The sequence below is a fragment of the Persicobacter diffluens genome (genome assembly GCF_036244895.1).
In the GTDB taxonomy this organism is placed as follows: domain Bacteria; phylum Bacteroidota; class Bacteroidia; order Cytophagales; family Cyclobacteriaceae; genus Persicobacter; species Persicobacter diffluens.
In genome coordinates this window covers 61,023-87,070 of the sequence record NZ_BQKE01000004.1, presented here as the reverse complement: position 1 = coordinate 87,070, position 26,048 = coordinate 61,023, and the positions used below count along the sequence as shown (strand labels likewise).

Here is a 26,048-nt window from a genome sequence, read left to right as displayed (position 1 = left end):
CGTAGCTAAAATCGCTTCCAATAATTTGAATTTGTAGCCGAATAGAGCTTTTAAACACGCTCGGATTCCTCAACAATAAAAAAACCGCTCATTGAGCGGTTTTTTTATTTCAAAAGTAATATTGAAACTAGATTAATAGACTTTTTCGGCAACACTTTCCCTGAAAATCACCGTTCCCGAGAAAAACTCATCCTGTATCTTTCCTTTGGGGTTCTTGATCAAATAAATGAGGTTTCTTACCGTCTTTTTGGCTGCTTCCATAGAGTTCAGACGAACCGTGGATAATTTTGGACGGGTCAGGCGCGCCACCTCTGTATCCCCAAAACCGACAACTGATAGTTGCTCGGGAATGGATATATTATTTTCCTCACACGCCCGGTAAACTCCAAGTGCAGTGGAGTCATTGACACATAAAACAACTTCAGGTAAAGGTTGATTGCTTTCGATGTATTTTGAAAAAGTATCATAGCCACTTTCCTCCGTAAATGAACTATTGAGAATCATCTTCTCACTGAATTTCAAGTTTCGGCTTTCCATACCATCCTTGAACCCGTTAACACGCATCTTACCAATGTTTACATTTTGTGAGCCCGCAATATAAAGCATTTTCTGATAGCCTTTATTGATCAGTTCGGTCGTAAGCTGAAAGCTCAGATCATAATCTTGGAAGTAAATGCCAGCATTATTTGCACCGATAATCTTGCGGTCAAAGAAGATGTAAGGAACTTGATTTTTTTCAATAATATCGAAAGCCTTATTGTCAAGATCCTTTACCGCAGTATCTATAATAATACCGTCGACCTGCATACTGATCAGCGTCCGGATTGCTTCCTGTTCACGTTCTTTATTTTCAAACGAAACCATCAAAATCACTCGGTAGCCCAACTCTTCGGCAGTGGCATACATTTGCTCGGTAACCGAACTGAAAAAGGAGTGGTTGATCTTTGGGAAAATGATCCCAATAGTTTTTGTGCTTTTATTCACCAAGCTGCGCCCAATCGTACTGGGGACATAGCCAACATCGGCAGCAACCTGCTGGATTTTTTTACGCGTCTCCAAGGCAATGTCCTCATGGTTTTGCATGGCCTTGGTTACCGTTACACGGGAAACACCGACAAGGTCGGCGATATATTGCTGATTAATTTTTTTCTTTTCCATCTTAATGTTAGGGTGGGCTTGCAATAAAACCTAATACAAAGTAGCAAAAAAATCTGAATTATTACTTACACGTGTAAATTTTATTTGTATATTGGTTTAAAATCAGTGGAAAACGATTAATTATAAAGGGTAATTCAAGTTTAAAACCCCGTTAAGCATAGTTTTGGAGATGGTTTCCTAATATTTTATCAAAAGTAAGTTAAGGACACTTTTTACTTACATGGTAAAAATTATTGGAAAGTTATAGCCTTTGGGTTAGCTGATTACTGTTTTTTTTAACTTCTGATTTAACTGAAATACTTTTTTGATCACGATATACCTACCTAAGCGCGTGTTTAAAAGCCAAAATTTGCAGCCGGATGGTGTGCTTTTAATCATGCTCTAAAGTAGGTGGATTTTTGAAAATATTGAACCAACATCATGAATAAGACCTTCCAATTGCCAAAACAGGCGCGGATTTTTAAAAACTGGGTGAATGGGCAGTGGGTGGATGCCAAAGAGCAAGCGACTTTTAGCCGTCAAAGTCCTGGGCATCAACAGACCGTCGGCCAATACCCTTTTTCTTCAGAACAGGATACCGTTGCCGCCATCAAGGTAGCTCGTGAAACATTTGATCATGGACAGTGGGCAGACCTATCCGGTATTGACCGATCCAAGATCATTGCCAATATAGCTCAGGGAATCCGGGATCGGGCAGACGAGTTAGCTTTGATTGAATGCTTGGAAAGTGGTAAGCCGATCAGCCAGGCGGTGGACGAAATGGAGTGGGCCGCGGGCCTGTGGGATTTTGCCGCTACCATGTGCCGACATATTCAGGGGGGAGCCAATACCAATTTGGGAGCTGAGATGACGGTGATGACGATCAAAGAAGCTGTTGGGGTTGTGGGTATGATTACGCCATGGAACTTCCCGCTGTTGATCATCTCCCAAAAATTGCCTTTCGCTTTGGCTGCGGGTTGTACGGCGGTGATCAAGCCTTCGGAAATGACGCCTGGAACCACTTTATTGCTCGGTGAAATCTGTCAGCAGGCGGGTGTACCCGATGGTGTAGTGAATGTTTTGGCAGGCTATGGAGATCCCGTGGGGACGACGCTTTCTTCTCATCCTGATGTGGACATGATCACTTTTACCGGTTCTACGCAGGTCGGCAGAATGATCACCAAAGCGGCGGCCGATACCTTGAAAAAGGTGGAGCTGGAGCTGGGAGGCAAGAATCCTCAGGTGGTTTTTGCTGATGCTGATTTGGATGTGTTGGTTGATGCGGTAGTCTTCGGTATTTTCTTCAATATGGGCGAATGTTGTAATAGTGGTTCGCGGATCATCATTCATGAATCATTAAAAGATGCTTTTATAGAAAAAGTGGTGGCACACGCTAAAAAGATGAAGTTCGGTGATCCATTGGATCCAAGCGTTAAGATGGGAGCGATCATTAACCCTCAGCAGTGCGATAAAATCATGCATTATATCGAAGAGGGCAAAAGTCAGGGAGCAACCTTGGCCTTAGGGGGGAAGAAGTTGGATACGCCTGAAGGCATATTTATAGAGCCGACCATCTTCACGGACGTAACACCCGAGATGAGTATCGCCAAGGAGGAAATCTTCGGTCCCGTATTGTCCATCATTACTTTCAAGGAAAATCAGGAAGCGGTGGATATTGCCAACAGCACGGAGTTTGGTTTGTCTTCGGGCATCTGGACGAAGGACCTCAACATCGCCATGACGGCAAGCCGAAAAATCAAGGCGGGTACGGTCTGGGTAAATAACTGGATGACGGGCTTTCCTGAAGTGCCTTTTGGTGGCATGAAGCAAAGTGGGCTTGGGCGTGAACTGGGCGTGAACAGCGTGGAGGAATATTTGGAAACCAAATCCATTTTAATAAAAGCCAATCCAACGGCAGGTAACTGGACCACTGGCGAATAAATTTTAACCAAAAAATTGACTCATCATGTTTAAGATTATTGATAGCGACCAGGCGGTCGGATACATAAAAGACGGAGATACTTTGGCGGTTGGAGGTGCTGGCGCAGGACATGCGGTGCCCGATCGTTTGTTGCAGGCATTGGGGGAAAGATATGAGCGGACAGGTGCTCCAAAAAATATCACCTCCATTCACCCTTGTGGTATCGGGGATAATGACTGTCGTGGATTGAATCATATTGCCCGAGAGGGATTGATCAAAAGGGATGTCGGAGGTTTTTGGGGCAATGCACCAAAGATGACCGTCCTTGCCAAAGCGGGGAAAATCGAAGGCTATAACCTTCCGCAGGGTGTGTTGAGCCACTTGATGCGCGCCTCGGCTTCTCGTAAACCTGGATTACTTACACGTGTTGGATTGAAAACTTTTGTTGATCCACGCTTGGAAGGAGGCAAAGTGAATGAACAGGCAAAAGATGATTTAGTACGTTTGATGCCTATCGACGGACAGGATTATTTGTTCTATCCTTCATTTAAAATTGATGTGGCTTTCATTCGTGGAACATCGATTGACTGTGAGGGGAATTTGACCATGGAACAGGAAGTAGGTTTTTTTGCCATGATGTCCATTGCACAGGCAGCCAAAACCAATGGTGGAATTGTGATTGCGCAGGTGAAGCAGGTGAAGGAAGGGCATTGTGACCCTGGGCATGTGAAGGTGCCTGGTAATTTTATTGATTATGTGGTGGTGGAACCTGAGCAGGAGATGACTTTTATCTCAGGTTTTGAGGAAGCTTTGGTGAAGCGCGATGTGACGTATCAAAGTGATGAACTTGGTTTGGAGGGCTTGAAAAAAGTCATCATGCGTCGAGCTTCGATGGAGTTGGAACCCAATGCCTTTGTGAATTTGGGCTATGGCATGTCGGATGCAGTACCTATCGTAGCCAATGAAGAGGGCGTTTGCGAAGATTTAACCTTCATGATCGAGCAGGGCGCTTCTGCAGGAATTCCGACTACGGGATTGAATTTCGGGGCGATGTACAATCCTTCTTCTATTGTGGATGATGGCTATCAATTTGATTTCTTTCAGGGTGGCGGATTGGATATTGCTTTCCTTGGCTTCGCACAAATTGATCAAAAAGGAAATGTCAATTCTTCCCGATTTGGCAATGTATTGACAGGCTGTGGAGGATTTATTGATATTTCCCAAAATGCCAAAAAGGTGGTTTTTACAGGCTCATTCGCTGTGAAAGGCACACAGGAAATTACCGATCAAGGCGTAAATGTAACCTTTGCGGGTAAGGCGAAGAAATTTGTGCAACAAGTGGAGCAGGTTACTTTTTCGGGAGAATTTGCAAGGGAGAATGGGCAGCAGGTGTTTTATGTGACCGAGCGCGCCGTTTTTGAATTGACCGATAAAGGGTTAAAGTTGATTGAAATTGCCCCTGGTGTGGATTTGGAAAAAGACGTTTTGGCGATGATGGATTTCATGCCCGAGATCGCCGATGACCTGAAGGTTTGTCCGATCAGCATTTATAACGGTGAATCCTTAGGGTTAAAAGAAAAATTCAAACAGGGGGAATTGGTTTAATGATCCGAAGCCGCAGGACATGCCCTGCGATAATCAAAACAGGGCATGCCTTGCAGCAACCAAAACAGGGAGCGCCCTGTCGATACCAAATGATATATTTATGATTTTAACAGAAAAAAATAACGGCATCCTCAAAGTTACGCTCAACTTCCCACAGAAAATGAACTGCATGGGATTTGAGATGCTGATTGGATTGCAAAAAGCAGTTCAACAAGCAAAAGTTGACGAGGAAATCAAATTGCTGCTTATCACAGGAGCAGGTGAAAGAGCTTTCTCTTCGGGAGCAAACATCAAGGAATTTCAGGCACTCACAGGAGAAAAAGTCAAAGAGTGGATTCGCCTGGGCAATGAGGTGAATAATGAAATCGAGGCGTTAAGCATGCCGACCGTGGCCCTGGTCAATGGCTATGCGATGGGTGGAGGTCTGGAATTGGCTTTGGCCTGTGATTTTCGCTTGGCAACACCGAATGCGCTCTTGGCATCGCCCGAAGTGAAAAATGGTTGGTTGCCTGGCTGGGGAGGAATGACGCGACTGCGTAATCTTTTCGGTGAACCGTTGGCCAAACGCTTGGTGCTTGGCTCCGAATATGTGGATGCGCAGGAGGCTTACCGTTTGGGACTGGTAACCAAAATTGTGGAGGAGCAGGAGCAAACAGATGCTTTTTTGAATGGCTTGCTTGAAATCAAAGGAGCAACCTATAGTATTGCGAAATCCGCTTTGCAAAACCCACACCGCCGAACCGATGGGGTAGATGTGATTTTTGATGTATTGGCGGTACAGATTGCCAATGAATCCTGATAATTATGAAAATAAACCAAACATTAACCTTCGATCAATTAGCGGAAGGCATAGATCAGCTTTCTGAAATAATAAAAATAAAAGCCAAAGCCCTGAATGCCAACTATGATTCCAAGAAAGGATCACCTGTCTTTACGGTGGACGGCAAATACACTACCCGCGGCTGGACCGAGTGGACGCAGGGATTCCAATATGGTATTTCCATCTTGGGCTTTGAGCTAACAGGCGATGAAGAATTGCTACGCATTGGAAAGGAAAAAACCCTGAACGAGATGGCACACCATCTTTCACATTTTGGGGTACATGACCACGGTTTCAACAATATTTCCACCTATGGCAATCTGCTTCGCCTATCGAATCAGGGCAAATTCGAGGCCTCCGACTGGGAGAAGGAATTCTATCGACTGGCTTTGAAAATGTCGGCATCGGTGCAGGCAAAACGATGGACTTCAATTCCCGAAGGCGGATACTTATATTCTTTCAACGGCCCACATTCCCTGTTCATCGATACCATCCGCACGGCGAGAATTTTATTGTTGGGTCATCAATTGGGGCATCGTATGCTGGAGGAAAATGATCAGCAGGTAGACTTGCTCAACCGTGCCGTACAACATGCGATGATCTCAGCCAAATACCTTGTTTATTACGGTGAGGGCAGGGATTCCTATGATGAGCGTGGTCGTGTTTCTCACGAAGGGATTTTCAATACCAATGATGGTAATTACCGCTGTCCGAATGCACAACAGGGCTTTTCAGGCTTCACCACCTGGACACGTGGCCTGGCTTGGGCGATGGTAGGATTTACCGAGTTTATCGAGTTTATTGATGCACATAAATTGGCGGTCAAAGACTATGTAACCGTTCGCAGCAGCCTGATGAAAGCCGCACAGGCTACCTGTGATTTTTATATTGAAAACTCCGCAGCCAACGGCATTACCTATTGGGATACGGGAGCGCCAAAGCTGTTCCTTTTGAGTGATTGGAGAAATCGTGATGCAGAGCCATACAATGATTTCGAACCTGTCGATAGTTCCGCTTCAGCGATTGGTGCACAGGGAATGCTGCGTTTGGGTAGATTATTGCTCGCCGATGATCCACAGTTGAGCAAGAAATATACGCAGGCTGGTTTGACTACGCTCAAGACGCTTTTAACAAATGAATATACCTCCACGGATGTGAACCATCAGGGTCTACTGTTGCATACGATTTATCATGAGCCAAATGGTTGGGACTATAAACCACAGGAAGGTAAAGCCGCTGCAGGAGAGTCTTCCATGTGGGGGGATTACCATCTGGTAGAGTTGGCAGTTTTGGCGAAAAGCATTTCCAACAATGGCTATTATCGATATTTTGATGATATAAAATAGGATGATGCCTTTTGGTTCAGGCGGTTTGCTTGGGCTGAAATTTATCCACCTATCTCAGTGGAGTCTCTCACGATTTGTATTTCAATTGTTAGCCCCTAACCATATTCCGTTTTGGTAGGGTCACACACATGGGTCTGACCTATACCATTGGTTAAGGATAATATGGGCGAACACGTGGGTTCGCCCGTACCCAACAGAATAAAATTTCTTGAGGGAATTTCAAATTTTTTTACCTTCCCCAATACCATGAAAAACCTACTCCTTTTTTTTATCCTCATCTTTTGCATCTCCTGTCACTCTAACCAAACCAAAGTAGAGGTTGATGGTCAGTTGTTGGGCTATTATGATGCAGGAGAGCAAATTACGCTGAAGGCCAACATTCCTTCAGGAAACCAATTTTTAAAGTGGTCGGGTGCGGAAGGACTTTTGTCAGATCCTTATGCCAAAACAACAACCCTTGAGGTTCCTGCGAAGAAAATTATCAGCCTTCGATCGGCTTCCACTGCTCAAAACCTCAGTGGAATCGATGATATTGACCTGACCTTTGAAAAAATTCAAACCAAGCCTACTACCATCAATAATGTTAAAGCCCACCGGGCGGCGCTTTACCGCTGGTGGCGACTGATGTGGCGAAAAGGTTATGATCTTTCTGATTTACAACCGCTTGCTGATCAATTATTGAAGGTTAAAAATGACAACCCAAAGGCTCCAGCATTGGTCGATAGTGCTTTTGGTGCTTTATCGCTTTTGCAGTCTCAGGATATAAAAATCACTGAAAAACAGGGTAGACTCCAGTCTTTCAAGGGACAAAAAACCAATTGGAATTTTTACAATGGTACCGATGGGCATCATACGGGATACAGCCCTGATCAGGGCGCAACAGAAGGCAAAGCCGTCTGGCGATTTGCCAAAGGTTATTACTCCAATGCTTCCCCTGTTTTGAAGGATGGTAAATTGTATTTTTCCACGCCCGCGATTGATGTAATGGCGATGTGTCTGGATGAAAATACAGGAGAAACAATATGGAAAGCAAGGCAGTACGGAGAGAACTTTTACGAGGTTCATGGCTCCCGTTGGGCACCTGTTTTGGGGGATAAGCATATCACTGTTCGTACTGATTATAGTCCTGAATCAATTAAGGTTTTGGACAAAGCAACTGGGAAGCCTTTTGCAGGTGATACAACGAAGATTGTTCCTTTTGCATATGTCCGAAAAGGAAATCAATTAGTGTTTGCTAATCAGCTGACAGGTGGTGATTTAAAGGTGATCAAAAACAGCGCATACTATGGCACAAAGCCATTGATTAGTGAGGATAACCTATTGATTGGTGACCGTTCAGGGCACCTATTTTGTTATGATTTAAATGGAAAACTTAAGTGGAAACAAAAGTTTGAACAGGGAATTGTTGGGAAGATCAGTGTAAATAAAAAGGAGGCTTTTATTCCTGGTGCCACAGATAAATTATATAAAATCAATCTGTCAACTGGAGAGATTGTATGGACATTTACATCCATTTCACGACTTGAGCACGCGGATCAGTTTTTTAGCCAGCCACTTTTGTTGGGGGACAAATTGGTGGTCGGGACGGCCGCTGCTCAGGTTTTTTTATTGGATCAAAAGACGGGCAAGCAATTGCATGAAACCAAGGTGGGTGATTGGGTAAGGGCACAACCTCAGGTATTTGATGGAGATCTTTATGTGGTAGATTATTCGGGAAAGATGTATCGCTTTAACCTTGCCAATGCAGGTCTGAATCTAAAATGGAAAAAGCAAGTAAGTACGCATCCGATAACAGCGGATTTGGTCGCGGGGAAGAAGTATATCTATACCGCCAATCAGCAATGGGTTTTGCAAGCGATTTCTCCTGAAACGGGTAATACTGTTTGGAAAAAAGGCATTGTCGAAGGGCAATGGGAAGACGGGAACTTCCACATGGCTGATTGGGCGGGGGGCTTACTGGGCTCGCCGGTTGTTGCTGATGGCATCGCCTATATTGGTGGGCCGGATGGTTTTGTCAATGCGGTCGATGTAGAGACTGGAAAAGAAATTTGGAAATTCGAGGTGGGCAGCACCATTTCGATCGCGCCTATGGTTGCTGAAGGTAAGGTGTTCTTTGGTTACTTAGGTGCCAATACCGAACATTATGGCTACAATCACCCTGGTGAAGTGTTTGCCCTCGATGCCAAAACGGGCGATGTGGTTTGGAGAAATAAAGAATATGCTCGGGTATGGGTTGCTCCGGCCTACAAAGACGGAAAATTATTTTTTGGGAATACGGATGGTGATTTCTTCGGTGTGAATGCTGATACGGGTCAAAAGTTATGGTCTTTTTACACGGGTAAGGGCACGATCAAAGCAACCTTACCCAAGGATACGCCATTTACACACGGTTACCCTGCGGGCGTTTATTCTGTGCCTGTTGTGGATGAAAACACGGTTTACACAGGCTCTTGGTCGGGCTTCTATTATGCTTTTGACCAACAAACAGGAAAAGTAAGATGGCGCACCAAAACAGGCTTCCACGACTGGGGAGGTTTGCCAGATTCTGCGGCTCCAACGCTTTGGAAAGGCAAATTGTACGTTCAGAAATTTGGTTCAAGAATCGCCGCCATTGATATTAAAACAGGGCAAATCACTTGGGAGTGGAATGCACCACGCGGCTACCTGCAGAACGCAACTGTGGCGGCACACGACGGCGTTCTGTATGGTTCGATCGTACGAGGGGTTACCAAATTACCAATGCGCTCCGCCATTTATGCTTTTGATGATCAAACCCATGAGCAACTATGGACAGCCGATGGTATGGGAGGTTTGACTGCTCCCGTGATTGCAGGAGATCAAGTGATCGGAGGGTCTTCCGCCGATGTATTTTTGACGAGCCGAAACCGAAAAACTGGTGAGCTCCTTTGGCGATACAATATGGGCGGTGAAATGTTGGAGAATGTTCCGGCAGTCTATGGAAACAAGGTTTTTGCTCTCAGTAAAAATGGTTATTTACATGCTGTGAAATAGAAATTGATCCAAAGCTATCGCGAGAGTCCCTCTCGTGATAGACTAAAAATACCCTATTCTGGTCGTAGCGTCCCGCTACGACCCAAAATACCGCAAGCGTTCGCTTGCTAATCAAAAGAATAAAACCATGAAAAAAACATCCATCTATATCATCTGCTTCCTTTTGTCTCTGCCATCACTGGGGCAAAGCATTATCGAACAAACCAACCTCTTTATAGGAACAGGGGGCCACGGCCACACTTTCCCACATGCGATGGTACCTTTTGGTGCCGTAGCTGCAGGTCCCGACTGGGCGCAGCGTGGCTGGGACGCGGCAGGCGGTTATCATTATGATGCAAAATCCATTTTGGGCTTTTCACAGATTCACCTTTCGGGAACAGGATTGACGGAGGCGGGGGATTTTCTGATTCAGCCGACGGTTGGTAAAATCCATATCAATGCAGGCAAGCCCGATATTATTGACGATGGTTACCGGAGCCGTTTCTCTCATGAAGACGAGCAGGCACATCCTGGCTATTATCAGGTGCGCTTACAGGACTATGATGTGAATGTGGAGGTTACCGCCACGGAAAGAACGGGCTTTTATAAATTGACCTTTCCTAAAACGGATTCGGCTCACCTGTTAATCGACTTAATGCACCACATTAACGGTAACCCAGGATCAGTAAAACATGCTTCGATCAGTATCCAAGATCAACAAACCGTTACAGGTTATCGTCTGACGAACGGGATTTGGGCAAACCATCGCCAACTGTATTTTGCCATGCGGTTTTCCAAACCTTATGAATCCAAGTTGATTTATGATGCCAATAAATACGGCTTTACCAAAAAGCATTTTTTCAAGGACCTTAATCACCGGGTAAGCGATAAACTAAAGGCGGTTTTTAATTTCAAAACAGAAGATCAGGAAGCTATTTATGTAAAAATTGCCGTATCATCGGTTTCGGCGCGCAATGCCTTGGAGAACCTTGAAAAAGAAATTCCGGATTGGGATTTTGATCGGGTGAAAAAGCAAGCTGAGCGAAAATGGGAGCAAGAGTTATCCAAAATAACGGTCACCGGAAACAAGGATCGGGTAGCGAAATTCTATACCGCACTGTATCATAATTTCATCCATCCAACCTTGAACCAGGATGTGAATGGGGAATATCGGGGTATGGATCAGGAGGTGCATCAGGGGCATGATTTCGAACATTATACCATGTTCAGCCTGTGGGATACCTTCCGTGCGACCCATCCGCTTTTGACCCTGACGCAGCCCGAACGCACCGATGACATCATGAAAACCATGACGGCTTTTCAGCAGGAAAATCCCGAAAAGATGTTGCCCATGTGGTCATTGTATCAAAATGAAAATACCTGTATGATTGGTTTACATGCGATCCCTGTTTTGGCGGATGCTTATTATAAAGGACTTTATACAGGTCAGGACGACCGATTATTAGAAAGTATGGTGGCTTCAGCGGAAAATCCTGGTGTGGACAGCACAGCCGGGCGTGCGATTTATCCGGCTTATTACGGTCAAAAATATTATATCGAAAAGGGATACCACCCCAATGATGTGGTCAGAACGGGGGTAAGCGTAACCCTGGAGCATGCCTATGACGACTGGGCCTTGGCTTTGGCGGCGAAGAAAATGGGCAAGGAAGAGGTGGCGGAAAAATATCGTCAGCGTGCACAGAACTACCGCAATGTTTGGGATATGGAATGGCAGTTTTTCAGAGCGCGCCTCAATAATGGGGAATTTCGGGAACCTTTTGAACCAAGGGCATACCACCGTGAGGATTTCCACGACCGGGATTATACCGAAGGAAATGCCTGGCAATATTTATTCTTTGTTCCGCATGATGTTTATGGTTTAGCTGAACTGATGGGTGGAGAAAAACAATTGGAGGCTCGCTTGGACGAACTGTTTACCTTGCCTTATCAAGGAGAAAGTGCCGTCGAGGATGTCTCAGGTTTGATCGGCGATTATGCGCATGGCAATGAGCCCTGTCACCATGTGGCTTACCTTTATGGACATGTGGGCAAGCCCTCCAAAACCCAAAAGCTGATTCACCGCATTGATCAGGAATTTTACAAAAATGCACCCGATGGCTATATCGGTAATGAGGATGCCGGGCAGATGTCGGCCTGGTATGTTTTCAGTGCAATGGGCTTCTATCCGGTAAATCCAGCAGGAGGGGTTTATGTGTTTGGTTCGCCATTAATGGAATCCGCCTCGATCAAAGTATCAGAGAGCAAAACCTTCGATATTTCGGTGGAAAATTATGCTCCCGAGAATATCTACATCAAATCCGTAAAGCTCAACGGCAAGAAATATCCAAATGTATTTATCCGCCATGAGGATATCGTGAAAGGTGGTAAATTGGAGTATGTGATGAGCAATAAGCCTACGCGTTGGGGAGAGAAATCAGAGCGAGTGCCTTTTGCAGATGGTGGGTTGTAATATTCACGACCAAGCCACCCATTTTTAAATCAACAACACCTATTCCACCCCATGAAAAAATTACTTTACATTTTTCTATTTTGGTCAATATTACCTTTGACTACCATTGCCCAAGATCCAATAGACTTACCTTATCTCGAAAACATCAAAATAGATGGGGACATCAGTGATTGGGTTCAACAGCCATATTTCAATTTCGCATTGCCGGGTGAATTCATCTTAACAGATTATACCGGGGCGTACGCAGGAGCTACCGATGGGCAGGCGAATATTCGTTTGGGCTATGATAACGATGCCTTGTTGGTGTATTGGATTTGGGGGGATGATCAAAGCTATCATTCTTCTTCACCTGAGGGGAATTTATTAGGGGATTTGTTTCAGGTCAATTTGAAGAAAGAAGGGACTGAGGTCAAATTGGGTTTCAATGTGGGGAATAATAATCAGCCGGTGGTTCATGACCTGTTGAATGGTCAAAATATCGCTTCACAAATTGCCTTCAATCGAATCGCTGCGGATCAAAAATTATGGTGTGAGGTTGCCATTCCCTGGTCGCTTGTTTTTGAAGCATTTCCTAATGAGGGATTTGATCTTAACATTGGGGTGTGGGATAGCGATCGTGGGGACTTTTTGAACGAACATGTGTTCGAGTGGGCGGCAGGAATTTCCGACCCTTCGCAAGCGGCCTACTACCCTATTACGGTAAAAAAAAAGGATCAGCCCAATGAACCCGTAGGGGAAGAGAAGGTCTACCAGCCTAAATTCGAACAACAGGATTTGGTCATTGCCCGCATCAATGCCAAAGAACGTGGGGCGCAGGGTGACGGTTTTACAGATGATCAACCTGTTCTACAGCGGTTGATTGATGAAATGCATACCCACGGTGGTGGAGTGATTTATATGCCTGCAGGCGTTTATCAATTGAATAAACAATTGGTGCTTAAATCTGGGGTAACCCTGCGTGGCGATTGGCAAAATCCATTGGAAAATGGAGCCGATCAGGGGACGCTTTTGTCTATTCGTTGGGGAAAAAATACTGAAGGACATCCCGATGGGGATGATGCGGCAATTTTGATGGATCGATCGACGGGCTTAATCGATTTGGGTATTTGGTATCCGGAGCAATCATTCAAAAATCCGGTGCCATATCCATGGACAATCCGTCAGCATTTTATGAATAATGCCACGCTCGAGAATGTTACTTTGGTGAATGTATGGAAAGGCATCAAGCTCGGTCCCCGCCCGAATCAGTTCCTGACGCTCAAGGATGTTTACATCACGCCATTGAAAATGGGATTGGAGAGGGATCAGACATACGATTGCGCGCGTATGCAAAATATTGTGATTTCACCGACTGTCTGGGAGCATTCAAAATTATCGGGAGCTCCAAAATCTTCCACGGATCAAAATAATTTGAGAGAATACATGCGCAACAATACCATCGGCGCGGATATCCGCCACTATGCCTGGACATGGATGTTCAATTGGGTGGTGGAAGGGTGTAAGATCGGAGTGCGTACGGCTCGCTCTTATATCAAACATGAAAATAAAGGGCCCAATGGTGGGTTTTATAAACTTCAGCTGATCGATAATATGATCGGCATGCAGATTGGCGACAATAATTATCAGGGCTGGTTTGTTACTGATGCAGAAATCAGTTCCAAATACGAAAACTCTATTGGTATAGCAACCGCCTCCGACTTCGAAACCGTGACTCAACTGAGTAATCTTTCATTTTTTGGAAATTTAAAGTACGGTATTAAAACCAATGGAGCACAGGGTACGCTTTCACTGATTAATAGTCATTTTGATTTGAGCCAACAAGCAGCCTATGACATTTATGGGCAAGCAGGTCACCTTTCAATGATTTCCTGTACATTCGAAAAAGCAAAAAATAACCTCTATTTGGGCGATGAGCTGCAAAGTGTTCAGGTAATGGGCTTGGCAGAAAATATAGATATTAAGGATCAAACGACCAACAATGTGCAGCCGCAAATTGCCCTTGGAGTTTTTGATGCGGAAGAGCTCGATGCAGGCATTTATCAATACCATGACCAAAAATACCGCCCGGCGAAGATGGATCTGTTCAATGTCTTGGCTTATGGGGCAGTAGGAGATGGTGAATTCGACAATACTTTAGCCTTTACAAGGGCATTAGATGCAGCTAAGCAAAATGGTGGAGGTACGGTTTTCGTTCCGGTAGGTCAGTATCTATTGAATGGACAGATTCGCGTGCCTACGGGCGTGGAGTTGCGTGGAGTGTTTGATGTTCCGCACCATACTTTGGATATCAATGGTGGCAAGCCGATGAAAGGCAGTGAGCTTTATACCATTCACGGGCATGGAGACGAAAGGGCTGGGGCCTTTATCGAATTGGAGGCCAATTCGGCGGTTCGGGGCTTCACCATCTGGCACCGAGATCAGGTTTGGAACGATGGTGTTTTCACCCCTTATCCGTATGCCATCGCCAATCTTGGCCCTGATGTGTGGATCAAAGATATTACTTTGGTCAATGCCTATAACGGTGTGGATTTGGGCTCATATGAAAGTACGGGGCATCATGTAGATTTCCTTGCAGGTTGCGTCTTGCGCCGTGGATTGTATGTAGATAATAATTTTGGCGATGGCTTTGTCAAGAATGTTCATTTTATCGGTCATTATTGGTCGAATTCGGAATACCCTAACCGTCCGCAAAATTGGGAACAGGATCGGGATGCCATCATTCAGAGCCTGGAGGCCTTTATCTTTGGTTATACCGAAAATGAGCAAACCTTACATACCTTTGTTTTTGGCTCCAAAATAGGACAACGTTTTATTACTGGCAAGCCCACGGGGAAAGGAGCAAGCGGTACTTTTGTGGCGCATGGAACGGATGAAAGCGAAACTTCCCTATACTTCGACAATATCGGCGATGCCACTTTTATCAATTATCAGCTGGTGGCCATGTCTTCACCCAACCCTTGCCACTATATGGTCATGGGGCCGAATGTTGAGGGGAAAGCTAAATTTTTCAATACCCTGATGTGGGGATACAAGCCGGGACCAGCAATCGGAATAGACATGCAATCGGGTGATTTTACCTTTCAGCAAATTAACTTCACTACGCATTCGACCAATGACGATTATGGGGTGAAGCAAACTGGAGGAAAGCTCAAAATGACTGCGCCACGATTTCGCCTGAAAAAAGGAGCCAATATTTTCGGGGTGCCCGATACGGCCGGGAAGTATCTTTATTTCGGTCCGGACATTGAAGGAGCAGAGATCAACGGGGTGATCAAAAGAGTACCACAGCCGGATGGTACAGTAATTACCGATGATTCAAATGGTAAAGTGGTATGGGACAAGGTGGAGCAGACCAATCCTCCACAGCCACCGCTCGCAGCAGATAGGGGTGTTATCAGGCTTTTTCCTAATCCTGTGGAAGATTTTTTACAACTTACTTACACGAGTACTAAAAGTTTGGAAAATTTTGTTATATTTAATAATGAAGGTCGGCAGATGACCAATTGTTATCGAATAGGCAATGGCATCATGGTGGATTCATTACCTTCAGGCATTTATTTTTTGAGATTATTTAGTGAGCAAGGCAGTAGGGATTATAAATTTTTAAAACAATAACCTATGCAGAAATTTTTAACGCTAATGGCGACCCTTTTTTTGGGGTGGTCATCTATGTATGCACAGACCCCGGAAAGTGCAAACTACCCTTCCAAGGTTTATTCAGGCACTCCTTTTTCCGTTGAACTCGAAATCATGGTTCCTTCGGGTAGTTCCTTTGCCAACTCAGGAAATATGGAATTCAAATTTCAGGAGCAAACCAATTGGCAAAGCACCAACTACACCACCCGTTCGACGGAAAATGTTAGTGGCGGGCAAAAAAAGGTTATTCAATTCGTCGTACTTGCTTCCAAGACGACCGGGAATCAGTCGGTTCAGTGGCGATTGTCTAATGGTAACGAATTGACAACCTCCATTCAGGTGGATCAAAATGTTTTGTTGGGTGGAGGCCGTATTACCGTCGGGTATCAAGGATGGTTCGGTACGCCCAATGACGGACATTTAAATCGCTGGAATCATTGGTTTGAAAACAATAACGACCAGAGTCACCCTACGCAGGATCTTTGGCCGCAAGTGAATGCCGATGATTTTCCTGACCGCAAAAAAACGGATCTGAAATTTAATGATGGTAGTGACATTTATTTGTATTCCAATGCAGATCAATCCACCGCTAATACCCATGTCAAATGGATGTCCGAATACGGTTTACAGGCCTTTTTTGTCGGAAGGTTTCTTGAGCCTCTGGCTAATAATGCCAATTTTAAAGCTTTCCGTGATCGGGTGATGGACAATATGGTAACCGCTGCGGAGAACCCTTCTATTGCCGCACCGGATCTTAAAATCGCCCTGTTTTATAATTTAACCACCAATCCTAATGCTTCGAATGCGGACACTAAGGATTATTTGAATGAAATGTGGAATGATTGGAAGGATGTGGTCGATAATAAAAACTGGATTAGCAGTAACAAGTACCTTTTTAAAAACAATAAGCCGGTAATAAGAATTTATGGGATTGGGTTTAAGAATCGTCCGTCGGGTATTACGGCTGCTGAGGCGAAAAATACCATTCGTAGGTTTACAGATCCTACCCACCCCGATTACCGGGAAAAATACAGTGCCTATATCATTGGAGGTGTACCGTCGAAATGGCATGTAGGAGGGGGAGATGCTTTTACCTCTAATGAATGGCAGGAGGTATATGAATCCTATGATATGATTCAACCCTGGCTGGTGAATCGCTATCAAAACAATACGGCCGTTGATAATTGGACGAACAATGTATTGATTCCTGATATGGTGCGAATTAATGAAATGCATGGTCAGGGGAAACAGGTGGGCTATTTACCGTTGATTTTCCCTGGTTTCAGCTGGTACAATATCAATGGGGCTTATAATGTAACTCCAAGAAATGGGGGTACTTTTTATTGGCGCCAGGCCTACAAGTTTTTGGAAGCGGGGGCTCAGAATTTGATGATTGCCAATTTTGATGAGGTGGACGAAGGGACGGCGATCTATAAATGTGCGGTGAATGAACAGCAGGTTCCAGATAAAGCTCAATTTACAAACGACTGGAAATTCCTGCATTACAATACCGATCAGTGGGAAGGGAAAACGTATCCAGCAGACTGGTACTTACAACTTACCCGTGAAATTCGTAAGATGGTGTTGGAGGTGAACCCACTTCAGTCACAAATCCCCATCGAACCTAACGGAACGAATCCTACTCCCCCTGCCCCAAATGATCCTTTCCCGCAAGGGTATTTTATTATCAGAAATAAGGCGACTGCTAAAGGTATTCGACCTCAAGAAACGACAACGGATGCCAAAATATATAATGGTCAGCTTTCATGGGTTGGGGACTATATGCAATGGAGTGGGGAAGCTATTGATGATGAAACATTTTATTTGATTAACAAAGCGCAAGAACAAAAATTATGGGCGCCAAATGGAGATAACGGCTTTTTGTTGCTTAAACCAATAGAATGGACAGGCAATAAAACAAGATGGAAAATTGAGCAGGTGGATCAAACGTATTTCCGTCTTGTGAATGTAGCTTCGAATAAATATATTTCGCCGGAAAATAATGAGGACGGTTCTTTTATCAAAGAGGTTAATTTTACCAATGATGATAAACTCCTTTGGTATTGGGATTTGTTGGAAAATAACCGAGTTCTGCAAACCACTGAAAACCAAGTGCTCTTTTTCCCAAATCCTGTTGAGCATTTGTTATATTTTGCGCAACCTCAGGCTTATCAGTTGTTCTCAACTGATGGGATCTTACTAAGCGCGGGAATTACTGACCGACTTGATATGAGTAGTTTCCCCGCAGGACTGTATTTAGTGCATATCCAAGGACAATCCCATAAAGTGATTAAACAATAGATTTTTTTGGTAGGACGGTGTCGCGTGACGATGGATAATTGACAATCTATGCTTTTAACCCGAGGTGGTTGTAAAGATCACCTCGGGCAAATGAGCCATGAAAGCTTTGACAGTAGGTGCCATCAAATTCTATTTGGCAGTGGAAATTATAAGCACACGTATGAGACTGTCCCCATTATTTTTACAGATCGAGCATTTGTATAACCTCAGGAATCTTCAAGAAAGAAGTAATCTGTGGTAACCTACTTAAAAAAGGATAACAGCCAATCGGATTTTGTAGGCTTATCCTATAACTATTCCCCCAAATAATTTTTTTCAAATGAAACTTACCCCCCAAAAACACCTCAAATTAATCCTCTTATTATGCCTGTTGCCATTTATGCAACTGTGGGCACAACCCCAAATAAACATCCCCATAGAAGTATTCAGGGTAAGAAATGAAGCCAATACCGCCTGGCGAGAAACCAAGGTGGTGCGGATCGATACCAAGAATTTTTCGGGGTCCGCAGGATGGCTTTACCTTCGGATAAACAACCTCAACACTGCCACCGCCCTCAAATACAGAGTGCGGTCTTACAATGGCAGTTCGCCCAACAGTTGGACGGGATGGCAAGACGCTAACCCCAACTACGGGCAATTCCCGATTGATCAGGCCTATGGAGGCCTGGGTGGTGGCTTCGGGACTGTTCGCTTCGCAACGGCAGTAACGGGCTTTCAAAGTAATGCGCGTCACGATATTGAATTTTGGTATGATTATATCGGCGGAACAGAAGAAAGTGGCTTCCGAATCGTTGAATTGGCTTTATGGAAATCCAATAATAAAAGTGAAATCAATCAGATTAAAAATGAATTGATGGATACCGACCCCTCGAATTGGGTAGGGCCTTTTGATGGGCAATCCAATCAGGCGAGTATGCGCTCGGATGGTGAGGACCTTTGGTTTGGTAAGAATGGTGCTCCTTCGTTGATTGATGCCAATGGTTCTACAATTCAGGCGAGCTGTTCGGACTGTCATGCCTATAACGGTTATGATCTCAAATATTTTAATTACTCCAATGAATCCATTATTGCCCGCGCCACTTTTCATGGTTTGGAGCATGAGCAGGGCGAGCAAATCGCCCAATATATCCGGGATTTGAGTTTTCAGCAATCCAAAAATGGGCGCCCATGGCAACCACCTTTTCAGCCCGGACCCAATGCTGATGACAACAAATTCGAATGGCCTGCAGGGCAGGGATTGGAAGCTGTTGGCGAGGATGAGGAGGTATTACTGCAGGACCTTTTTGGTAGTACAGGCCCAACATCTTCCCAAATCCAAAATGTCATTGATAATTATGAGGGCAACACCAATATCCGAACTCAGCGCATCGCCGTACAGTTTCCAGACTGGAATGAATGGCTACCCACCGTTCACCCCAAAGATATCCTGCCCAATAATGAATATCAGCATATTGAGAATGCTTTCTTTAACCTGCGAAACGCCGTCAATACTTCTACCAAAATCAATAACCTGAACAGTAAGAATGGGGTCAGTGGTGCCTACAACAACAATGGCGTTTTTGAGGCTACCGGGATTTTTGCGCGTGAGATACATAAAATTTTGCGTAATGATTATAGCATCTCCACACCACGTTCGCCTTGGTGGGCAGATAATTCAAGTACGCAGGCGGTAGAAGACAAAAAGCGGAGTCTGGCACATTGGTTTGCGGTCAAGCATTTTGATGTCATTCATCAATATAACCTGCATCAGATCAATGATTTTGGTAACATTCCCAATGCAGAAGAGGAGCATCAGCAGTGGCCGACACGGCAGTGGGCGGTATTTCAGAATGCGGCACATATCATTTCCGGTAAGCGTGGGAACTCCTATTTTTTATCCGATAATACAAGTCTGAAACAGACTAAAAGCATTTATTTGTCATCGCTCTGGTATCAGGTACAATTGACCCTTACGCCCGGACACCGCAGGGGAGGGCAGGTGGAGCCCAACGATTTTGCCTATAATTTACAGCATATTCACCGACTTGGGGAGCGAAGTGGCCGATATGAACCTATTCGCTTTTTTCAGAATTATCTCAAAACCGCTGAACAGCGCAATAATGGATATGCGCCCAACCAGTTAAATCAATATTATCCTGGGTGGAACATGCGTGAGCTTTCGCCCTGGCGATTGTACGGTACGGGCAAGGCAATAACGACCACTTTTGATGCTTTGGATGCTGATCTTCGATACCGTATCCGTAATGAGTTTTGGGCGGCGACCACCAATCGATTGAGTGGTTTTAATGACAATCAATGGCCCCGAACGGCAGTCAATACTTGTGAACGGACAGACTACCACCTTGAAAATAGAAACACCAATCCGGTCAATGGTGTCACCAACGGAGGCAGTTGTGTTTTTTATGACCGACGAAGTTGTGGAGGCTGCGAGGATGCCAATGATGCGGTAGAAATTGATGCGATTTACACTTTATTGTATTTGTTAAAGGATGGGACTGAAATTTCTGAAGATAATTTCAATGACCTTCGAGACTGGGCGAATGCCTCCTGGGATTATACTGCCTGGCCGGTTTATGAAGGTAATGGGAGTACTCCACCACCTTCGGGATTCACGCCTGGCACCTACATTTTGGTCAATAGGCAATCGGGCAGAAGGCTTCGACCTACCAGTAATGCCACTGGCAATAGCAGTATCGGGTCGACGGTGAGTATGGTGGGGGCGAGTGACAATAGCGAATTTGTAAAGTGGGAAATCATTGAGTCCGGAGTTGATGGACAGTATTTTGTACAAAATATAGGTTCTGGTAATCGGTTATGGACCAACAACGATGAAAACCGAAATGACTATCTTGTTTTTATGCAATATGGTACGTGGACGGGTGGATTCACCCAGTGGAAAATAGAGCAGGCGGCGGAAGCCAATGGCAAGACCTATTATTGGGTGAAGTCGGCGGGCAACGACAGAAACCTTTGGCAGAACAACAATTTTTTGGGCGAGGACAGAAATTATACGGGAGAGAAAACCCATTGGGAGCTGGTGCCTACCACTCCTAACCAGCGGATATTGGAAACTCATCAAACGATCGTGGCCGTATATCCTAATCCCGTCAGCGGAACACTCTTCCTGAATAATTCGACAGGGAAAAGGATAGTGCTAAAGAACCTCAATGGTCAAATTTTATTCGAATCCATTGGATCAAAGGAAATAGATATGCGTTCACAACCTGCAGGACTTTATTTATTAAACATTGGTCAAAAAGTATATAAGATTTTAAAGTATTAATTTTTTTAAAGATGAAACCCAACTCAACATCACTTTTTCGCGGACTATTTCCGGTATTGTTTGCCTTTTTTGTAACTGGATTTGTGGACATTGTCGGTATATCAGTCGGTTTTGTTAAAATGGACTTTAACCTTTCCGAAACCGAAGCGCAACTCTTGCCTTCAATGGTATTTATCTGGTTTTTTCTGTTGGCTGTCCCGGCAGGGATGGCGCAGTTTAAGATGGGAAAACGACGCATGTTACAGCTCGGGATGCTAGTGACCATTGCCGGGATGTTGGTGCCTTTGTTGCCCTATTCCTATCCGGTGATGTTGATCACTTTCACCCTGGTCGGGCTGGGCAATACCCTAATTCAGGTATCCACCAACCCGCTTATGATGCAGGTGGTGTCCAACGACAAGCTGTCCTCCTTTCTTTCGGTGGGCCAGGTGTTGAAATCTACCGCCTCATTGCTGGGTCCTGTTTTGGTGGCTTTTATGGCGGCTCAGTTTGGAAATTGGCGATTGTTATTCCCCCTTTATGGTGCCTTGGCTTTGTTAAATGGGGTGTGGTTGTCTGCAACACCTAATATCATTGCAGGAGAGAAAATCACCTTTTCTGTAGGAGATAGCTTACGTTTGCTCAAGGACAAGCAGGTCTTCATTGCTTTCGCCTGTATCTTTTTATGTGTGGGACTCGATGTCGGTATGTATGCAAAGATCACCTCTTTTCTGGTGGATAATTTTCAGGTAGCCAAAGAAGAAGCAGGGCTGACGATCAGCCTGTATTTTTTTTCTGCCATGTTTGGTCGTATGATCGCAGGGATAGTATTGAAATTTGTCAATGACCGGTTGTTTTTGGCTTTAAACCTGATCCTCGCCTTGTCGGGCTTGGTTTTGATGATGTTTGCCCCAACAGTGTTGCTGGTGCAGGTTGGTATATTCGCTTTCGGATTGGGCATCAGCCCGATTTTCCCGATAGTCTTCTCAGAAATCCTCAAGGCCAAACCTTCATTATCGGATCCTATCTCTGGGCTGATGGTGATGGGGATCGTCGGGGGCGCGATCGTACCACCGATATTGGGGGTACTCACCGACCTTTATGGGCATATCGTATCAATGTCGATTTTTGCAGCAAGTTTATTATATATCATCATCGTGAATCAAATAGCTTTGAGTAAAAATAAGCAAGTCAAAATGGAGGAAGATTTAAAAGAAAGGGAGCTGGTTTAACCCGAATTTACCGCTCAATTCATTAAGCCATATCAATCTACTTGTCATCAGCGGATTGTATATATTTTTCTTCGATTTTTTATAGCCCATATTGGGGTAAGCTTGCTTTCTCCTCATTCATCTGCTTCGTTGGGCAAAATTCGAAACAGGAAAAATTCCTTCATTTCCGGCTTTGCAAATAAACGAGGGTTAGAGCATGCATCATTCGAGTTAAGCGAATAGGAAAGGTAAAAGAGCGCAGGCATTGGTTTGCGCTTTTTTGTTGTGCTTGGTTTTGAGACCTTACGCATATTGAAAATCACCCTCCTATCGCGCGTGTCTGGCTCGTGATAGCCGCCACCCTGTAAAGACCTATTTCATTAGTCCGAATTATTCACAGCTAAATTGGCAAATCACCTTAAATGGTTTATCTCTAATTCTTTAAGATTATGTTTATTGATTTGTTAATAGCCCAAAATTGGGCAAGCTTCCTTTCTCTTCATTCATCTGCTTCCTTGGAAAAAAAAGGAATAGGGAAATATTCCTAAATTTTTCCCGCCTTGCAGTTAAATGAGGATTTATGCATGATTCATCCGGCTTAGGTCCTAGTCAATATTTTTTGTCTGAGATTCCGCAGTTTTATGTCGTGACGAGGGCCAACGAACTTTGATTTCAGAAGAGTTGTATCATGAAATCCGTACCAGCATGCACTTAGCAGGTTTTTCATTGTTGGCCTAATGCTTCAGCTGTGGTAAAATGACAAAGATTTTGGGAGGACAAATCTCCCTTTCTGTGGATCAACAATAGGTGAAACGTCACAAGTCACATCTTTACAGCAGTGACAAGTAATATTTACAAAGGATAAAAATCCTCCCGTATATTCGTAACATAGCTATGTGGCCATTCCTGATTGTTTACATCAATGGATGCACACCAGACTTTGGTCTTGTCCTTGACCAGGTATTGTTCCATCACCATCACCATACTTTCAAAAGGAACCAGTTTCAGAGCCTCTTTGATGGGCACCCATTTAATATCAGTACAGTCCGCTGGAACCTTTGGGGTGCCTTTGACATAGTCTGCCCGCCAGAAATTAAAGATAATTGGGTACTTTCCTCCATTATAATATTGATTCACCATAGCACCAAGGTGGTGGTGGTTGATTTCTAACCCCACCTCTTCAGCCATATGGTTCAGGGTTTCCCTAATCGTTCGGGGCTCGTTGTACCGCCTTCCAATCGGTTCCCAGATGCCTTTGTATTCTACCAGCAGTACTTCGTCCTTGTCATTGACGATGCAGAGTTTGAAATAAGAAAAGTTGGTCTGTCTTTTTTGTCCATAGCCAACCGACAGTACCATTAGGAAGGTCAAGGTAAGTAGCGTTCTCATATAAAAATATTTACACGTGTTAAATATACCCTTTTTTGGGGGAATTCAAAGGGTTATGCGTATTTAAACTATACTATGAACGTGTTTATAAGCGAAAATTCGTAAGAAAAATTTGAAGTATGACAGAAGTGATACCCGATTATTTAGAGAGAATAGTAGCGCTAGTGTTGAGTAATTATCCAAAATTGCTTCCAAAAATCGAATTTGCAGTCGGATGGTGCGGATTTAATCGCGCTCTTAAAGCATGTAGTGAGGTAGGCTGGTGGGGGGAGATGTAATTTTATTATTTTTTTAAAATGGGCATTTGATTGCTTTTTAAGTATTTTTTATAATAAAAAGGCTTAATGAATTCAAAATTTCACATAAAAGTTCCTGGAATTATTTGTGGCAGGACAAAAAATTATTAGATTTACTTAACACGTGTAAGTAATGCTTGCATGACCAACAATTTTTTAAACCTATACCTACCTAATTATGCGAAAATTTTTATGGCCTTTATCGCTAATCATGGCCTGTTTTGTATTGTTTGCCTGTCAGGAAGAGGAGGTGCAGCCTCTGGAGCCTAATCCGAATGCCGGCATGACCCTGAGGACCATTTTGAAAGAGCCCGCTAAACTTCAAGAGAAGATTGAAGTGATGAGTCCTATTGACGATGAAGCTACCCAGCAAATGATTCTTGAGCTCAAGGAGGGGAATGCAGTCATTGAAAGGGCGAGTAAATATTTGAATCCTACTGGTGAAGTAATGACATCAGTAGAAAAAATGGGGGACCGACCAACAGAGGGACCAGTGTTTATATATCAATTTTCGGTAGATGTTGGAGAGGGTGAATTTCAAAACGTAGCCTATCAGGTGTCTTCCAATGCCGAGGTGTTTTATCATGATGTTTACAGTGTTGAGGGAGGCTTGATTTTATCCGGAAAAGAGACCAAGGAAGCCAAAAATAAAATGGGTGAGATTGTTTTCGGAACAGATACGATCAAGTGGTCGCAGGACTCTCGGAATAATCTTCATTACCAAATAGGCTATGTGCCTGAGCCGGTCTCTGGTCGTGTTCAGGTTGCCTATAAACAGCAGGAGGTTACTTCCGCTTATGATGGCGTACATGATGTGGTCATAAAGGAAGATTCCAAAAAAAGATATGCCTTTGATATCAATGTACTGGGTACGGGCGGAAAGTTGGTCGCCTATAAGGAAAATGGTGAGGATGTTGATTACGATGGGGTATGGCCCACACCTCCACCACCAGAAGACTTTACACCTGTAAGAATGGCCTTTATTGGGGAGCACTTAAGCAAGGCACATGTAGCAGCTGTTGAGATGCAAAAAAATCAAAATGATGGTACGATGGGAGTTGTCTGGGGTAATGTAAACTTCATGACCGGAACGTTGAACGTAATTAACTATTATTTCAACCCACCAGCAGAAGCTGACACTACGCATACCAATATTGTAGGTGATGAATGGTGTTTGGTTTATACCTGGGAAAATACCGCCTTGGGCGAAATGGTAGGGTATCAAATATCTTCTACCTATACTGATTATGTACACCAGGTATTTACTAAACCAATAGAAGGAGGAGGATGGAAGCCACTTTATTTTGGAATGCAAGGTAGGGAAGTAAATAATGGCTATGTGGACGTCGCCACTGACGGGGTGTTCCCTGAGCAGACTAATCCTAAGCGCTTCGCCTATTCGATGAATGGGGATCAAGGATCATTTACATTTTTAACCAAACGTGGTAGTGGGCATGTGGAATTGCGAACGTTCAAGAATGCTGCTCCGGATTTTGATGTGGATTTTTCAAGTTATCAAAAAGCTGAAGGAGCGATTGATAAGGAGTTTTATGACTTGGTACCTTCAGATCTTAACAATTGGATGGATGCCGAACTCAATGATGGAGGAAGCTCGGGCTTTTGGAAAAACTATCCACAGAATAAAGAAGGAACCTGGTAATTA

13 protein-coding genes are annotated in these 26,048 nt (G+C 44.2%); 11 read left to right on the top strand and 2 right to left on the bottom strand.

The features are described from left to right. Positions 1–132: 132 nt before the first annotated feature. A complete protein-coding gene (locus AAA970_RS22665) occupies positions 133–1,158 on the bottom strand; it encodes a LacI family DNA-binding transcriptional regulator (RefSeq protein ID WP_338239164.1) in 1,026 nt (341 codons plus the stop codon). 420 nt (positions 1,159–1,578) lie between these two features. Here AAA970_RS22665 and AAA970_RS22660 point away from each other — a divergent pair, with 420 nt between their 5' ends. The 10 genes from AAA970_RS22660 (at position 1,579) to AAA970_RS22615 (ending at position 22,721) form a co-directional block, all read left to right on the top strand. After that, the gene (locus AAA970_RS22660; protein ID WP_338239163.1) at positions 1,579–3,078 is read left to right on the top strand and encodes an aldehyde dehydrogenase family protein; all 1,500 of its coding nucleotides are present in this window, start codon (positions 1,579–1,581) and stop codon (positions 3,076–3,078) included. A 25-nt stretch (positions 3,079–3,103) separates the two neighbouring features. After that, a complete protein-coding gene (locus AAA970_RS22655) occupies positions 3,104–4,663 on the top strand; it encodes an acyl CoA:acetate/3-ketoacid CoA transferase (protein WP_338239162.1) in 1,560 nt (519 codons plus the stop codon). Positions 4,664–4,763: 100 nt separating this feature from the next. Continuing rightward, complete coding sequence (locus tag AAA970_RS22650) at positions 4,764–5,462, top strand: enoyl-CoA hydratase/isomerase family protein (protein ID WP_338239161.1); 699 nt, start codon at positions 4,764–4,766, stop codon at positions 5,460–5,462. A 5-nt stretch (positions 5,463–5,467) separates the two neighbouring features. Continuing rightward, positions 5,468–6,829, top strand: coding sequence for a glycosyl hydrolase (locus AAA970_RS22645; RefSeq protein ID WP_338239160.1), 1,362 nt, complete (start codon positions 5,468–5,470; stop codon positions 6,827–6,829). A gap of 246 nt (positions 6,830–7,075) precedes the next feature. Then, on the top strand, positions 7,076–9,841 hold the full coding sequence (locus AAA970_RS22640; RefSeq protein WP_338239159.1) for an outer membrane protein assembly factor BamB family protein: 2,766 nt from the start codon (positions 7,076–7,078) through the stop codon (positions 9,839–9,841). A 127-nt stretch (positions 9,842–9,968) separates the two neighbouring features. Then, positions 9,969–12,290: a GH92 family glycosyl hydrolase gene (locus tag AAA970_RS22635; protein ID WP_338239158.1), complete on the top strand. Its 2,322-nt coding sequence runs from the start codon at positions 9,969–9,971 to the stop codon at positions 12,288–12,290. 51 nt (positions 12,291–12,341) lie between these two features. Beyond that, positions 12,342–15,905, top strand: coding sequence for a glycosyl hydrolase family 28-related protein (locus AAA970_RS22630; protein ID WP_338239157.1), 3,564 nt, complete (start codon positions 12,342–12,344; stop codon positions 15,903–15,905). Between the two features lie 3 nt (positions 15,906–15,908). Beyond that, positions 15,909–18,227, top strand: a complete 2,319-nt coding sequence (locus tag AAA970_RS22625; protein WP_338239156.1) for a hypothetical protein — start codon at positions 15,909–15,911, stop codon at positions 18,225–18,227. Positions 18,228–18,546: 319 nt separating this feature from the next. Next, entirely contained in the window at positions 18,547–21,510 is a 2,964-nt protein-coding gene (locus AAA970_RS22620; RefSeq protein WP_338239155.1) for a T9SS type A sorting domain-containing protein, read from the top strand. Between the two features lie 11 nt (positions 21,511–21,521). Then, positions 21,522–22,721, top strand: coding sequence for an MFS transporter (locus AAA970_RS22615; RefSeq protein WP_338239154.1), 1,200 nt, complete (start codon positions 21,522–21,524; stop codon positions 22,719–22,721). A gap of 831 nt (positions 22,722–23,552) precedes the next feature. Here the strand turns inward: AAA970_RS22615 and AAA970_RS22610 are convergent. Further along, positions 23,553–24,089: an NUDIX hydrolase gene (locus AAA970_RS22610; protein WP_338239152.1), complete on the bottom strand. Its 537-nt coding sequence runs from the start codon at positions 24,087–24,089 to the stop codon at positions 23,553–23,555. Positions 24,090–24,563: 474 nt separating this feature from the next. On the opposite strand from AAA970_RS22610, the gene AAA970_RS22605 reads away from it, so the two are divergent. Continuing rightward, positions 24,564–26,045: a hypothetical protein gene (locus AAA970_RS22605; protein WP_338239151.1), complete on the top strand. Its 1,482-nt coding sequence runs from the start codon at positions 24,564–24,566 to the stop codon at positions 26,043–26,045. Positions 26,046–26,048 lie beyond the last annotated feature (3 nt).